This is a genomic window from Cyclobacterium amurskyense (assembly GCF_001050135.1).
Classification (GTDB): Bacteria; Bacteroidota; Bacteroidia; order Cytophagales; family Cyclobacteriaceae; genus Cyclobacterium; species Cyclobacterium amurskyense.
Genome location: NZ_CP012040.1, coordinates 4,234,453 through 4,248,410 on the forward strand (window position 1 = coordinate 4,234,453; position 13,958 = coordinate 4,248,410).

General features: G+C 36.3%; 19 protein-coding genes and 1 pseudogene. 15 read left to right on the plus strand and 5 right to left on the minus strand.

The features are described 5' to 3' along the window. Positions 1 to 12 precede the first annotated feature (12 nt). The 4 genes from CA2015_RS17305 to ltrA all read left to right on the plus strand — a co-directional run bounded on the left by CA2015_RS17305 (position 13) and on the right by ltrA (position 3,505). Positions 13 to 549 carry a Crp/Fnr family transcriptional regulator gene (locus CA2015_RS17305; RefSeq protein ID WP_048643039.1) on the plus strand — a complete coding sequence of 179 codons (537 nt, stop codon included), beginning with the start codon at positions 13 to 15 and terminating at the stop codon, positions 547 to 549. A gap of 74 nt (positions 550 to 623) precedes the next feature. Then, positions 624 to 1,169 carry a hypothetical protein gene (locus tag CA2015_RS17310; RefSeq protein ID WP_048643040.1) on the plus strand — a complete coding sequence of 182 codons (546 nt, stop codon included), beginning with the start codon at positions 624 to 626 and terminating at the stop codon, positions 1,167 to 1,169. Further along, the gene (locus CA2015_RS17315; RefSeq protein ID WP_048643041.1) at positions 1,159 to 1,587 is read left to right on the plus strand and encodes a hypothetical protein; all 429 of its coding nucleotides are present in this window, start codon (positions 1,159 to 1,161) and stop codon (positions 1,585 to 1,587) included. The genes CA2015_RS17310 and CA2015_RS17315 overlap by 11 nt, the downstream gene beginning before the upstream one ends. A 667-nt stretch (positions 1,588 to 2,254) precedes the next feature. Further along, positions 2,255 to 3,505 carry a group II intron reverse transcriptase/maturase gene (gene ltrA / locus CA2015_RS17320; RefSeq protein WP_048643042.1) on the plus strand — a complete coding sequence of 417 codons (1,251 nt, stop codon included), beginning with the start codon at positions 2,255 to 2,257 and terminating at the stop codon, positions 3,503 to 3,505. A gap of 271 nt (positions 3,506 to 3,776) precedes the next feature. On the opposite strand, the gene CA2015_RS24885 is transcribed toward ltrA, so the two are convergent. Then, positions 3,777 to 4,049, minus strand: a complete 273-nt coding sequence (locus tag CA2015_RS24885; protein WP_157470526.1) for a hypothetical protein — start codon at positions 4,047 to 4,049, stop codon at positions 3,777 to 3,779. A gap of 77 nt (positions 4,050 to 4,126) precedes the next feature. Between CA2015_RS24885 and CA2015_RS17325 the strand changes: the two genes are divergently transcribed. Continuing rightward, on the plus strand, positions 4,127 to 4,366 hold the full coding sequence (locus CA2015_RS17325; RefSeq protein WP_048644591.1) for a hypothetical protein: 240 nt from the start codon (positions 4,127 to 4,129) through the stop codon (positions 4,364 to 4,366). A gap of 58 nt (positions 4,367 to 4,424) precedes the next feature. On the opposite strand, the gene tnpC is transcribed toward CA2015_RS17325, so the two are convergent. The 3 genes from tnpC to tnpA (CA2015_RS17340) form a co-directional block, all read right to left on the minus strand. After that, positions 4,425 to 5,945, minus strand: coding sequence for an IS66 family transposase (tnpC, locus tag CA2015_RS17330; protein WP_048640356.1), 1,521 nt, complete (start codon positions 5,943 to 5,945; stop codon positions 4,425 to 4,427). Positions 5,946 to 6,020: 75 nt separating this feature from the next. Beyond that, positions 6,021 to 6,368, minus strand: a complete 348-nt coding sequence (gene tnpB, locus CA2015_RS17335; RefSeq protein WP_014019612.1) for an IS66 family insertion sequence element accessory protein TnpB — start codon at positions 6,366 to 6,368, stop codon at positions 6,021 to 6,023. Positions 6,369 to 6,371: 3 nt separating this feature from the next. Beyond that, positions 6,372 to 6,674 carry an IS66 family insertion sequence element accessory protein TnpA gene (tnpA, locus tag CA2015_RS17340; protein WP_048643043.1) on the minus strand — a complete coding sequence of 101 codons (303 nt, stop codon included), beginning with the start codon at positions 6,672 to 6,674 and terminating at the stop codon, positions 6,372 to 6,374. A gap of 262 nt (positions 6,675 to 6,936) precedes the next feature. On the opposite strand from tnpA (CA2015_RS17340), the gene CA2015_RS24890 reads away from it, so the two are divergent. The 4 genes from CA2015_RS24890 to CA2015_RS17360 all read left to right on the plus strand — a co-directional run bounded on the left by CA2015_RS24890 (position 6,937) and on the right by CA2015_RS17360 (position 8,691). After that, positions 6,937 to 7,218, plus strand: coding sequence for a hypothetical protein (locus CA2015_RS24890; protein WP_048643044.1), 282 nt, complete (start codon positions 6,937 to 6,939; stop codon positions 7,216 to 7,218). Positions 7,219 to 7,232: 14 nt separating this feature from the next. Then, the gene (gene tnpA / locus CA2015_RS25305; protein WP_262485586.1) at positions 7,233 to 7,361 is read left to right on the plus strand and encodes an IS66 family insertion sequence element accessory protein TnpA; all 129 of its coding nucleotides are present in this window, start codon (positions 7,233 to 7,235) and stop codon (positions 7,359 to 7,361) included. Positions 7,362 to 7,539: 178 nt separating this feature from the next. Beyond that, the gene (locus tag CA2015_RS17350) at positions 7,540 to 8,010 is read left to right on the plus strand and encodes a MarR family winged helix-turn-helix transcriptional regulator (protein ID WP_048643045.1); all 471 of its coding nucleotides are present in this window, start codon (positions 7,540 to 7,542) and stop codon (positions 8,008 to 8,010) included. 201 nt (positions 8,011 to 8,211) lie between these two features. Next, a complete protein-coding gene (locus CA2015_RS17360) occupies positions 8,212 to 8,691 on the plus strand; it encodes a GNAT family N-acetyltransferase (protein WP_048643047.1) in 480 nt (159 codons plus the stop codon). Between the two features lie 431 nt (positions 8,692 to 9,122). Here CA2015_RS17360 and CA2015_RS17365 read toward each other — a convergent pair whose 3' ends face one another. Beyond that, positions 9,123 to 9,902, minus strand: coding sequence for a phytanoyl-CoA dioxygenase family protein (locus tag CA2015_RS17365; protein WP_048643048.1), 780 nt, complete (start codon positions 9,900 to 9,902; stop codon positions 9,123 to 9,125). Between the two features lie 656 nt (positions 9,903 to 10,558). Between CA2015_RS17365 and CA2015_RS25170 the strand changes: the two genes are divergently transcribed. The 6 genes and pseudogenes from CA2015_RS25170 (at position 10,559) to CA2015_RS17385 (ending at position 13,620) form a co-directional block, all read left to right on the plus strand. Beyond that, positions 10,559 to 11,164, plus strand: coding sequence for a Fic family protein (locus tag CA2015_RS25170; protein ID WP_240477830.1), 606 nt, complete (start codon positions 10,559 to 10,561; stop codon positions 11,162 to 11,164). A gap of 25 nt (positions 11,165 to 11,189) precedes the next feature. Next, positions 11,190 to 11,516 (plus strand): Fic family protein, encoded by a 327-nt coding sequence (locus tag CA2015_RS25175; protein ID WP_240477831.1) that lies wholly within the window; start codon positions 11,190 to 11,192, stop codon positions 11,514 to 11,516. 132 nt (positions 11,517 to 11,648) lie between these two features. Next, positions 11,649 to 11,765: pseudogene (locus CA2015_RS24665) on the plus strand (Fic family protein); the annotation flags it as partial. Positions 11,766 to 11,859: 94 nt separating this feature from the next. After that, positions 11,860 to 12,114, plus strand: a complete 255-nt coding sequence (locus CA2015_RS17375; RefSeq protein ID WP_048643049.1) for a hypothetical protein — start codon at positions 11,860 to 11,862, stop codon at positions 12,112 to 12,114. 364 nt (positions 12,115 to 12,478) lie between these two features. Continuing rightward, on the plus strand, positions 12,479 to 12,811 hold the full coding sequence (locus CA2015_RS17380; protein ID WP_048643050.1) for a hypothetical protein: 333 nt from the start codon (positions 12,479 to 12,481) through the stop codon (positions 12,809 to 12,811). A 359-nt stretch (positions 12,812 to 13,170) separates the two neighbouring features. Then, positions 13,171 to 13,620 (plus strand): hypothetical protein, encoded by a 450-nt coding sequence (locus CA2015_RS17385; protein WP_048643051.1) that lies wholly within the window; start codon positions 13,171 to 13,173, stop codon positions 13,618 to 13,620. Positions 13,621 to 13,958: the final 338 nt, after the last annotated feature.

Genomic DNA, 13,958 nt, shown 5'->3' on the forward strand with positions numbered 1-13,958 from the left:
CCTTTTGACAAAATGATTCCTGAGGAATGGGATATCATTAAAACTATGGCCGAACTTAAAGTCTTGAAAAAAGAAGACTCTTTAATTCAACAAAATGCTTTTTTTGAGAAAGAGGTTTTTATAGAGAAGGGAATAATCAGAGCCTATATAATTGATGATGACGGAAACGAAAAAAGCATTGCCTTTTATGAGGAAGGAAAGTTTATGAGTACATCTACGCTTCGAACTTTAAATGGTAGATCTCTGCATCACTACCAAGCAATGTGCAAAACCGAACTCATCTTATTTAATTCAAATGAATTAAAATCTTTTTTTTCTAACAACAATTTCCTGTCTGAAATTGGAAAAACAATAAAAGAGGGTGAGATTAAAAGACAAAACAATAGGGATAACTGTCTTTTACAAGTAAAAGGAAGAGATAAGTATTTAAACTTCATAAAACATTACCCCAACATAGAATTACACATATCGCAAAAACATATTGCATCTTATTTAGGAATTACGCCCATTTCATTGAGTAGAATTAAGTCTAATCTCAGAAAAATGTAAGTGATAACAATTGATAACAGAAAAAGAAGATTGAGAATCTAGTTTTGTGTATTAACTCACATAATCGATTTTCAATGAAAAAAATACTTCACGTTCTTTCCAAAAAAGGACAATACAAAATTGCGTTTCCTATAATCATTTTAGGGTTTGTTTTACAAGCCATTTTAATTCTTAAATACCTACCCGAATTCCTAAGTTATTCGAACGGTGTAAAAAATCCAGACCAATTATTCTCTTATAATTTTGAATACCTAAGCAATCTGTATCAACAACTAGGTGAAGAAGGAAGAGCTTTTTATTCCGAAATGCTGGGTGTTGATTTTTTGTATACAACAATTTCTGGCATTGGCTATTGTTTACTGCTTGCTGCTTTAGTAAAAAAAGAGAAATGGTATATTATTCTGCCTTTGTTTTTGGCTATTTCAGATGTTTTTGAAAATATTTCTCAGCTTTTGTTAATGTCCCTTTTTCCAAAAATCAGTACATCTGAAGTTTCGATAGCCAGTATTTTTACGTCTACTAAAATGACGCTTAGTATTATTTGTGTCGTTTTAATTTTATTCTTTATAGTGAAAAACGTCTTTAATTGGATTAAAACAAGAAGTGATTATGAAAAATAAAAACTTTAAGACAGGTTGGCTCGTTGAAAATAAGCTTGCAGCTCTAACTCATTTTCATTCAAATATTTCACTAGAAGATATTCAAGGTGTATTGCAGGAAACCACTCAAATGATTTCAAATCTAAAAGAGCCTTTTAATATCATAATTGATAATCGATTAGCACCTATTGATAGAATATTCTCTTTGAGAGAATTTCAAAGTAGTTCTTCTCTTTTAAATCATTCACTATTAAACTATTTAATAGTTATAAAACCACTTCACTTGACTTTAAATGAAAGACAAAAAGAATTGGAAATTTCAAACGGAGTCAAATTAATAAATACAGATTCTGTAAAAAGTGCTATTAAAATAGTCAAAGGAGTAGAAAAGGATATTCAATCAGAGAAAATTGATCTGACCTTTTTTCCTGATTTCTAATTTGAACGGAAAAGAAAAACCTGTAGATAACATAATGTATAAGTAATAGCTCCTTTCTGCTATCCGAAAGGTCAGTGCATTTTAGTATCTTTCGTCTAAATAGTTTCTATGGTGGGTTTTATACGCTACTACTCATACGTGTGCCGAGAGTAACGAACGGCTGAAAATCGTTACGCAACTGTTTATAAGATGGTGGAACCGACCCACCGGTGTTGTCCTACAGGGGAGAGCATCAAACCACCATAAGGTGCTTTGGTAAAGAGTCAAGGTATTGAGCGTTATGGAAAAGGCCACGTCAAGAGCGTGGTCAGGTAAGGATAAAGGAGATGAATGCAAATGAACCTCTGATGAAGTGTCGAGAAAGTGCTACATTCTGTCAAAAGTGTTTGAAGTATGACAAACATTACGAGTTCAGTGGTTACCTGTTTATTGACTGGACGGCAGGCGTCATTTAGGAGGCATGACCTTTATTCGGGCTTATTTACGGAACTCGGGAACCTGGATCAAGATGCAAAGTGAAACGCACAATAAGATCAACTTAGAGGCAGAATAGCGATGTTTGGTTCAGGGACGGACCAATCCGTAGTAGTGTTGAAATTTCTGTAATAGAAACGGAGCGAAGGGATTGGCTTATACAGTTTTCAACAGTTTTACAACTCGCAAGAGGATGATTGAATTAGAGAAGACAAAATCAGTACCTATTACCAAAGAAATGGTATGGGAAGCTTACCTACAGGTAAAGCGGAAAGGGAAGAGTGCAGGAGTGGATGAACTAAGTATGTCAGTGTATGATATGCAAAGACATCGGCACTTGTATAAAGTCTGGAATCGCTTGGCTTCGGGTAGTTATTTTCCACCAGCAGTCCTACAAGTTGAGATTCCCAAGAAGAATGGATCTATGCGTCAATTGGGGATTCCAACGATCAGCGATAGGGTAGCTCAAACGGTCATTAAGAATCAGATAGAGGTAAGATTGGAAAAGATCTTTCATCCGGATTCCTACGGTTATCGTCCAAAACGGAGTGCCCATCAGGCGCTAGAACAGGTTCGGAATAACTGCTGGAAGTATGATTGGGTGATAGACTTAGATATCAAGAATTTCTTTGATGAAATAGACCATGTTAAGTTGCTCAAAGCGCTGAACAAACATGTGGAAGAAAAGTGGATATTCGAGTACATCAAAAGATGGCTCAATGCTCCATTGCAAACCAAAGAAGGTGAAGTTATAGCAAGAACAAAAGGCACACCGCAAGGAGGAGTGATCAGTCCACTTTTGGCCAATTTGTATTTGCACTATACCTTGGACGTTTGGCTTAAGACAATTGATTCTTCTATTAAATTTGTACGCTATGCGGATGATATTATCATTCATTGCCAGACAAAAACTCAGGCAGAAAAGAGCCTACAAAAAATAAAAGAAAGAGTGGAAGATTGTGGATTGAGATTGCATCCTGATAAGACGAAAATCGTGTATTGCAAGGATTTCAAAAGGCGACAAAAGTATAGGGAAGTACAATTTGACTTTCTCGGATATACATTCCAGCCGCGTACTTCAAAATCCAAGAAAACAAAGAAACTGTTTCTAGGATTTGATTGTGCTATGAGCATCCAGTCAAGGTCACGAATATTCGACCAACTCAGGAAGATGGAAATCCCAAGAATTCAATGTGACAGTATTGTAGGTATTGCCCATCATTTAAACCCAAAACTTAGGGGATGGATCCGTTACTTTGGTAAATACCGTGGTTATAGTCTATCCAAAGTGTTTTATATATTGCGTATAAAACTAATAAGATGGGCAAGGTATCGCTACAAAAGGTATAGAAACAACCTTACAAAAGCTTATAAATGGTTGGACAGGGTTCGGATACAATATCCAAGTCTGTTTTATCACTGGCATGTGGGGTATTCTAATTAGGGATTAAAGATTGTATAAGAAGAGCCGTATGATGGGAGACTATCACGTACGGTTCTGTGAGAGGCTCGGGGCGAAATTCCCCTTGCCTACTCGACATGGGACGTTGTATTGAATTTGACAAACTTTTAGGTTAATCTACAGGGTTTTTAGCGGGAGAGGAATTGTAATTGTTTTGAAGGCGGTAAGCCGGCTTTCAAGTCTTTGCGGTGAGACCGTGCAAGTGGTGTTCACTTGTAGACGTGTCGAGAACGTCTCAAAGACTTGATTGAAGTTAGTCCTTATCCTTCAGAAAGTCAAGGAATAAGGGGTAAAAATCAAAAACAATTACAATGGAGTAGTTGGCTTGTTTGCTAACTTTCCAGCAACGGTTCTTATACAAGCATAAAAATCCATAACTGGAAATAAAACCCTGATAGATAACAGGTAAATAGGTAAAGTTTGTCCAACTCCGTTTTTCTTTAGAGATGCCCGCAGGAGCGGGAGGAGAAGGGTTTGTTTTTACAAAGGCAAAGAATAACTCAATACAACAGTAGGTATCTATCAATTTGAATAAGCGTAACTAGTCCTTATATTGTCTTCTTCAAACAGTAGATACCCTATTGTTACCTGCAAGCAAAAAAAATGGAACTTATAGGAAGAATTAACAAAAGAAAAATATATTACATTCAGATTAGAAATAACTCTGAATGGAAATTTTCATTGCCTAAATATGATTGGGTTGCTTTTACAATTGCAGATAAAGAAGATGAAGAATTAGTTCCGCCTGCTGTAAAGATATGTATGGATAAAAATGTAGCATTTGCCTGTAATGCTGGAACTTTAGCAATCTCAACTGAAAATTATTTTGATGAAGAAATGTAAGCATCCGACGAACCCATATAGATTAATTTTGAGTTGTTGGATTTTATGCTTTGAGGAGCTACTTGATTTTATGTTTCTCCCAATTGGAAGGTAGTAGTTGATAGAGATCTTTTTGCTTGTGGCTCTGGATTCTTTCGAATACGTCCTTGAGCCATTCAAACTCATTAATTTTGTTCTTTTTGCAGCTGGCCATGAAAGAATACATGGCTGCTGTCATCTCCGCAGCCTTGTGCGATCCTGCAAATAGATACGCTTTACGACCTATAGCTAGTGGACGAACGGCATTTTCAACCAGGTTATTGTCTATTTCCATTTGTCCATGAAGTGCATAAACACTCAGTCCTGCCCATCTTGACCTCGTATATTCTATAGCCTTGCCCATTGGACTTGTTGGCCTATGGCTGTATTGGTGCTTTTCCAGCCATTGCCCTAATCTGTCCAGCACAGGAGTGGCATGCTCTTTTCTCTCCTTCGTTTTCTGTAGATAGTCATACCCCTTTTCTCTCATCTGTGCTTCCAGCTTATAGAGTAGTTGCATCTCATCAAGGACATGGTTTGCCTGTTCTTCATTGTCATTGAGCGCTTCTACAAACTTGCGTCTGGCATGTGCCATACAAAACGTTAAATGAATAGTGTCATGCTTCCCATAAAGGGAATCATACACCTTGTAGCCATCCGTTTGGATGATACCCTTAAAGTCAGCAAGCATTTCTTTGGGACCCGATCGATCCCTCCCTTTTCTGTAATCAAAGAGTACTAGTCTATCTACCGGCGCATGATAAAGCCACATGAACCCCTGATGAATACCTTTTTTGTTATCTCTATCTAACACTTTTATAGGCGTTTCGTCTACCTGAAGGTATTTTTGACTTAGGACTACCATACTGAGTAGATCGGAGAGTGGCTTGAGCTGTTCCCAGCCCTTAATTACCCAGTCAGAGGCACTCGAAGCAGGGATTCTTACGCCCATCTTGCTGTATTTATCCAGCTGCCTGTGAAGCGGCATTCCGTAGACATATTTGTCTACGATAAGTTGAGCAATCACTGATTCTGAAGGTATTCCCTTTTCTATTACTCTATCTGGTAATGTACCAATGAGGATGCCTTCACCGTTCGGTCTTGCGTATTTTGGACGCACGTAGCGTTTCACATAAAAAGATGCCGGAACTACTTCCAATACTTCGGTTACTTCCTGACCTATCTGTACACAACCTTCAGTGGATTCTTTTGGCTCTATCACCACTTCTTCCCTTCTGAGCTCTTCGGGAAGGCTCATACGAGAGGTGCCCTTGGCTCTTTTCTTTGGAGTGGTTTTTTGCTCTGTGGTAGGTACTGACTCGGAAAGCTCCTCTTGTACAGCTTGGGTAGTGCCTAGCTCGAAAAGCCCCATCTGATTTAGTCCCACATTAGCGGTTCTCTTTTCACTCTTGGTGCCAAAAATATACCCCCTGAACTTTTCAAGTTCATGCTGTAGGTCTGCTATTGCACTTTCCTTTTCGGAGATGGTCAACAATGACTCCTGATGGGCTTGGAGCTCTTGCTCATATAGCTTTTTGTAGTCGATTGTCTCATTTTCCATGACATAAAAATAAGCATAAAAAATAGGTTTGAAGTAGTTTTAAGGCACTTTTTTACTTAATTCACCTGTTTATTTTCATGCCCTTTTTAAGGGTGTGTATCGGGTTCTGTAGCGTACCGATTCTAGCCTTACCCCCTGTAAGAGGAAGCTGAGTTGAGTACTCGTAATGGCTGTTCCGGTGAGAATAGGACGTTCAAAAGTGCCTCGTTCCAACTTTTTAATATATAAGGCAAAACCATCTTTGTCCCATTGCAAAAGTCGGATTTGGTTGCCTCGCTTGCCAATAAAAATGAACACATCTCCATTCATGGGGTCAAAACCAAGCTTGTTACGTACCAGTCCAGAAAGGGCATTGATACCAAAACGCATATCAGTGGGCTTATCATATAAAAAGTAACGACATGAAGAGGATAGCGCAAGCATTCGTTAGACAAGAAGCGTTTTAATAAACTCGGGTGAGACCCCATCATAGATTTCCAGGCTGATTCCTGAAGGATAATGAATATGCGCTATTACTCGGCTAACTCGACCAACAGATGGGATAGTGTCCAGCAATTGGAAAGCTTTTCCATTAGTGGTTTCTTCTTCCTGTGCGCTGAATTTTTTGGTCCAATAATAAAAAGTTGTTCGAACAATACCATGCATATCGGAAAATTCTGATCTGCTAACCCCTGAGGATAACCATTCTTGATAAAGTTTACGCATATTGCTTTCTGTCTGTCTTTTCATGACACAAGTTTAGCAACAGATTAGCTTTTGCAAAAGATGTAGTTTGTCGGATGGATACCTTTTTCTTTTGCTTTCTTATTTTATTAAACCAATTGGCTGGTGGCCCTACTTGGTCAAAATAGGCCAGTGTATGCTTTCTAATCTATGCCTAAGTGAATAGCCCTTTCAACGGGAGAATAGCCGATATCAGAATCTGAAATAGACAATTCGCCCTTTAACAACAAAGGTGGTTGTGCCATAAATTTAGGAGTAATTCCTCTATGTGGTTGAGCTGAATGGACCAAAAACGGATGACATAAGTAAACTGTACCTGCTTTACCAGTTGCATACACTTCTTTTCTTTTTGGCAATTTGGTGGAACAATCAAGGAGAGTTGGCTCATTTTGAGGCAATGCGGGCATATATGAAAGAATTGGAATCACCTATATTGTTAGCTATAGGAAACCATGAAACCAGGTATCAATCTACTTTTACTCCTGGGTATAAATGTATCCAACCCACCAAGTGCATGTTTTATCTAAATAGGGAGCCCTTTATTTTGTAGGAAAGATATAAGTTATGAAAATAAGAGAAGAAATGGTAGAGTTGGTCCATGAGTTTGAAACTAGCGGACAGACGCAGACGCTTTTCAGTGAATCCAAGGGGATAGGGTTTCATAAATTCAATTACTGGTACAGGAAGCTTTAAAGAGAGGCTGTAACTCCTCAAGGTTTTTACAAGATCGAGAATTATTTTTTTGGTAATCTAAGCCATAAAAATTGGTTTGGCTTAGTTCCGTTATAAGCAATACTTCAAAAAAAAAAAAACATAACCAGTTAACTATTTAATTTGAAATTCTTATATTTGCATAACCAGTTATGTAATTATGAAAAAAAACGACCATTTAACTTTTACTGCCAGACTCAAAAGAATAAGTGATAATTTACTTTATGGAGCAAAGGATTTATATAAAACCTTAAACCTGGAAATTGAACCTAATTGGCATTTAATATTTCTTCTTTTCAAGGAAAAAAATACCCTTACAATTACTGAAATTGCTGAACAATTGAAAATATCTCAGCCTGGAGTTATTAAGATTGTCAATAAAATGAAGACCAAAAAATATCTTAAAGCCGAGAAAGATAAAAAGGACAGTAGAATTCAGTTACTGAAACTTACAACTAAGGCAAAAAAAGAATTACCTAAATTAGAAGGGATTTGGTCTGCTGGTGAAAAAACTATTGTAGACATTTTAGATAACAACACTGAAATTTTCGAACATTTAGATAGAATTGAAATTGCTATTTCAAAATCCGACTATAAAGAACGAACTTTAATCCATTTAGATAATGATTAATTTATTCGGTTTTTCAGCTTTAGGTATCGCTTTATTTGCTTTGTCAAATAAAAACATAATCAAATTAAGAACCTGGCATTTCATTTCTAGCTCAATGTATATTATTTATGGTTTTGCTATAAATGCTATTCCAGTTGTGGTAGGTGCTATTTTATACTGTTTCATTCACGCCTATCATATTTACAATTCAAAAAATATCCAATGATTAGAAAAGCAACAAGAGAAGATTATAACGCTGTATGGAAAATATTTTCTGAAGTGATAAAAACAGGAGATACATATGTATTTAGTCCGGAAACGTCAAAAGAAAATATTCAGAAACATTGGTTTTCGGATTATATGAACACCTTTGTATTTGAAGAAAACAATGAAATTTTAGGAACTTATATAATAAAGCCAAACCAAATAGATTTAGGAAATCACATAGCAAATTGCAGCTATATGGTAAGTCCTAATTCGCAAGGAAAAAGTATAGGAAAACAACTATGTGAACATTCATTAGAATTTGCAAAAGAAAGTAATTTTAAAGCAATTCAATTTAACATTGTTGTTAGTACTAACAAAACCGCAATTAAACTGTGGGAAAAGTATGGGTTTAAAATCATTGGTACCACACCAAATGGATTTAGACACCTTAAATTAGGCTTCGTAGATACTCATATTATGTATAAACCACTATAATCTGCTTACAATAACTAAGCATTCTGACGACTGGAACAGCCTATTCTGAATGCAAGGTTGAACCCTGAGAAAGTTCAGGATCCCTTCGGCAGGCTCAGGGACCGTGCTCAGGGACCGTGCTCAGGGACCAGTTCACGGTGTTGGAAACTTATTTTACTAGGGGAATGGTTTTCCCTGTTTTATTTTTCAATGGTTGGAGGATGAGAAAGTTAGTGTAATCGGTAATTAAAGGTCTTCCTTTACGTTATTTTGTTTTTTTTTGGAGGCTGAAGCCACTTTTATGATGTTTCAAGTGTGATTATTAGGTGGTTTTTCCCTTTTGGACATACCTGTCCCATTAAGCTAACTGGCGCTTTTTCTTTTGCTTTCTTATTTTATTAAACCAATTGGCTGGTGGTCCCACTTGGTCAAAATAGGCCAGTGTATGCTTTCTAATTTATGCCTAAGTGAATAGCCCTTTCAACGGGAGAATAGCCGATATCAGAATCTGAAATAGACAATTCGCCCTTTAACAACAAAGGTGGTTGTGCCATAAATTTGGGAGTAATTCCTCTATGTGGTTGAGCTGAATGGACTAAAAACGGATGACATAAGTAAACTGTACCTGCTTTACCAGTTGCATACACTTCTTTTCTTTTTGGCAACTCGTCCAACTTGTCTGCAAGTTCCATAAAAGAAAGACCTAAATCACCTTCTTTAGACAGTACCTTTGCAACATCAATATGTGAACCTTCATAAATAACTGTTGGAGCATCATTTTCCCTGACATCAGAATAAAGAATCAACATCAATAACGCTCGTCCTTTCGATTTGACATTGACACGCCATTCAAGAAAATTATTTGGGTCATTTCCCGTAAAACTTGCATCTACGTGTTTTCCCGTATCGCTAGGTTGCTGATTAGATGGAAATCTGACAGGAAATGTTCCTACATTCCGACAAGGAATCCATTTGTCTTTACCAATTAACTGATTAAATGCATTATGCAACTTTGGAGTGTTTATGGAACTGACAAAAGGTTCATTTGTGTACATTCCCAAACGAATTACAGGCTCAACCCAGGTTGAAGGATTTGACCTGTCACAAGGAAGGTCCTTCCAAAGAATTTCTAAGGCAGCATCTGCTATTTCCTTGGAAAATGAATTATCAAGACGAACAAAACCGTTATAAATAAAATGCTCTATTTCCTTTTTACTCAGTATATCTGACATATATTTTTTTTTAAATAACCACCCACAGGCAACAATAAATACTGTCGTCAATATACTTGGTTATAGGGTTATTAATAAAATGAGTGAATAATAAAAAAAGTACGCTTTGTATAAATAAAGCGCATTGCTTAAAGAACTAAGCTCGAAAGGAATATTATAGCATTACTGTCATTCTCATAGCGACAAAATTAAAAAAATATTTCTAAACCAACAAAACAAAAAAGGGTATCCACATAACAATTAGGCTACAATGATGCGATTAAGGCATCGGTTCATTGTAGTCCCGGTCGACCGGGGTTGGACTCAAGCTCCGGTAGCTTTTTGCTATGAGGATTGATTGGTTTTGTTGGGTAATTCAGGGAATTAGGTGGTAGTAAAAATATTACAAAGTAGCCGAATTGATTGTTTAGTAGTGCTTTTAAGTACTTGCCCATTGAATTTTGAGTTCCACCTGTGTTTAACAGAATACAATTTGATAAAGGGGACGTTGATAATTTTCTGCTTATTATTATTATTGTTACTAATAATTTAGGTTATTAGGCTTTACTCAAAGGCCTTTGTCTTTCTCAAAATACCATAATTTGAAAATTGTAGAAAAATTAAAGCCTATTGCCTATCTTTGATACTATCAAATGATACTATCATGATTCTATGGAATGAAACCACCTTATACTATAACGAGTAAAATTTTAAAGCTTGTTGCTTTAATTTCAGAGAAGATAGGTGAGGTAAACGCTGCTCATTTGAGTAAACCTCCAACCGAACTAAGGAAGAAAAACAGAATTAAAACAATTCACTCTTCTCTTGAAATAGAGGGAAACACGCTGACCATTGAACAAATTACTGCAATTGTTGAAAACAGAAGGGTGATTGGACCCAAGAAGGACATTCTGGAAGTAAAAAATGCTATAGTAGTATATGACTATTTGGACAACTTAAACCCCAATAGTTTCGCGTCTTTTTGTGAGGCCCATGGATTATTAATGAATGGCCTTATTGAATCTGCTGGACAACTCCGTAGTAAATCTGTTGGAATAGTTAAGGGGTCAGAAATTGCACATATTGCTCCACAAAGTGGAATGTTTAAACCCTTAATGAATGATTTATTTGATTATCTTAAGAATGATGATGATTTAATTTTAATCAAAAGTTGTGTGTTTCATTATGAAATGGAATTTATACACCCCTTTATAGACGGTAACGGAAGGATGGGACGACTATGGCAAACCCTAATTTTAAAAAAAATTCCACCCCGTTTTTGAGTTTTTGCCCATAGAAACCTTAATAATGGAACGTCAGGAAAATTATTATGAGGCTTTAAGGAAATCTGATAATTCCGGAAAATCAACCCTATTCATTGAATTTATGCTTGAAATAATACATGAATCATTTGAAGAATTACTAAATATACAGAATGTAAGCCTCAAAAATATTGACAGAATCAACCTGTTCAAATCAATAATAAAGGAAGGTTACTTTTCCCGAAAGGATTACCTAAAGAATTTTAGAGAAATATCATCAGCAACTGCAAGTCGTGATTTAAAGTTTGCATTTGAAAATGGAATGGTTGAGAAAATCGGAGACAAAAACGCCACAAGATATAAATTCAAATAAAAAAAAGCCTAAGAACGTACAATAATTATAGACGAAACAGCAGTAAGTTCAAGGGTTGTAGTTTTATGGCTTGAAAAGTTTGTAGGTTAAATCCTTAACAGAAACAATTGGATTAAAAATGAAGTAGAAATTGACCCTGTTCTTAAAGCCGCAATAGCACATTTATGGTTTGTTACCATCCACCCATTTGAAGATGGAAATGGTAGAAAAACGAGAGCAATTACTGAAATGATATTGGCTCGCTCCGAAAGGCAATACGCTACCAAAAAGTTTTAGAGAAACCTACTTATTATGAAAAATAAGTATAAAGAAGAAATTTCGTATATTTATTAAAAATCAGGCTATGACACACGCGGAACGCCATATTGTGGAAACCTATTCAGCGCTTTTTGAAAGTTTAAGTGCTGTAAGTAAATTAGAATTGCTCGAACGACTTACAAAATCTATTAAGAAAGGCAGAAGGCTTAATGAAAAGGATTTTTTCAGTTCTTTTGGGGGATTTGCATCAGATAGGCCGGCCGAAGAAATTAACAAGGATATCAGGGAAAGTAGAAAGTTCAGAACAAAGGACTTGAAAATTGTTTTATTTCCGAAATAACAGTTTTTGAATTCAAATACGGAGCGGAAAACAGCGATAATCCTAAAAGGTCACACAAAGCCGTTGACAAATTTGTAAGAGGACAGACAATAATTTCAATCTTTGGGATTGTAGATCAGTATGCACTTAACAAGGTTTATCTACGAAAAAAAGGAACACCTCTACACGATGAGTTTGATTTGATAATTGGGGTTACTGCCCTTGCAAATGAAATGACTTTAGTAACCGACAACGTAAAAGATTTCCGGCATATTAAAAACTTAAAGTTAGAAAACTGGGTAGAAAGAAAATAACCTCCCTGTTCACAAAAAACACCTCCCAAAAAAATTGAAAAAGCGAGTAGGTTGATAGACTCAATTATAAAATGGCAAAGCAGAATCCTTGGATAATCGGAATATTAGGGCTTGGCGTTTTTCTAAACCTGGCGTGGAATAATTTTGAAATACCCTTTGCTCCTTGGACAAAAACAGCAGAAATAAAAGCAATAATTACAAAAAATGCACTTGGGTATGGACCCAAAGGAATGGGATTTGTTCAAATTATCACAATAACCAATCAAGTTGGAGATTCAGTCTATGTCCAGAAGGAAAAACTTTCTCAGAGAGTCAATAAAAAAGAAGTAGGATCGAAGGTTTTAATTGAATATGCTATAAATAATCCTGGTAATTTCGAAATCATAGGTTTTTTGAAGCATTGAATTAATATTTTCATCAAATAACATTATATATCTATATGGAAAAAGGTGGTTTCATTCCTGTTCGTATAGTTGTTTGAGTAGAAGGGTTATTATTTGGATGAAAGAGGAATTAGAAACAATAATGAAAGCACATTGGTAGCATTTTCAGTAGCGCAAAGTTTACCTGAGCAAAGGGATTTGATGATTAAACTGATAGTAAACCTGATAAAGAACTGAGTCTAACATCAGCATGGATACAGCGGGCGGTTCCGATAAATGGCAAAATCAATAGCTTTAGGAGGTTAGGGATCTTTTGGAAGGGAACGCTTCCAAATGCCCTCCGGCTTAAAGCTGGACCCCGTTGTGGTGCATTATCTGCAATGATGAATAAAATTACAATACTTGCTCTTGCCTTAACGCTACATTCCTGCGCAAATAGCACATCGGAACAAAAATCTAACGTCTTAGAACTTGAGATTGATGCGCCATTATTAATCGAATTCGAGACTCAAGAAACTGAGCTCAGTGATGCACTCGATTTAATTATTGGACATTTAAGGGCAAAGAATGCTCCTCTTGACAGCCTTTATCTAATGGGGTATCAAACTGACTCGATACCAGGGAAATTTGATATAGGACACTATCAGAATTTTGTCTCAAGAGCCCTTGTTATGCAAGATAATGCTAGGGTTGATTCGATTCTGAAATACGATACAGTTGAATTTATGGAGCCGATCTATATCCCTCCAACAGGAAACTTAAGTGGTTATGAGAGATTCATTCTCTATAACCCTGAAACTGGTGAACTCATTGACTTCTTATATCAATGAAAAGTGAACGCATGTCAATTACTTAGCATTCTGCTGGTTGGCCCTTCGACCCTTCGACAGGCTCAGGGGCCATGCTCAGGGACTAGATCATCGTACCGAGAAATAGGTTTACTTTTGGGAATCATTTCCCCTCTTTTATTTTTTCAAATGACTAAGGCCACTTTTCTGATGGCTTAATTGCGAGTTTTAGGCGGTGTTTACCATATGGACCTACCTGTCCCATTAAGCTATTTGATCCATACTTTTTTGTTTCCATACCTTTATACAAACCAAACAGATCTAACAGGAAAATCTTATTATAACCAATTCCAATAATAAATGTGGTCTTTCCCTTAGAA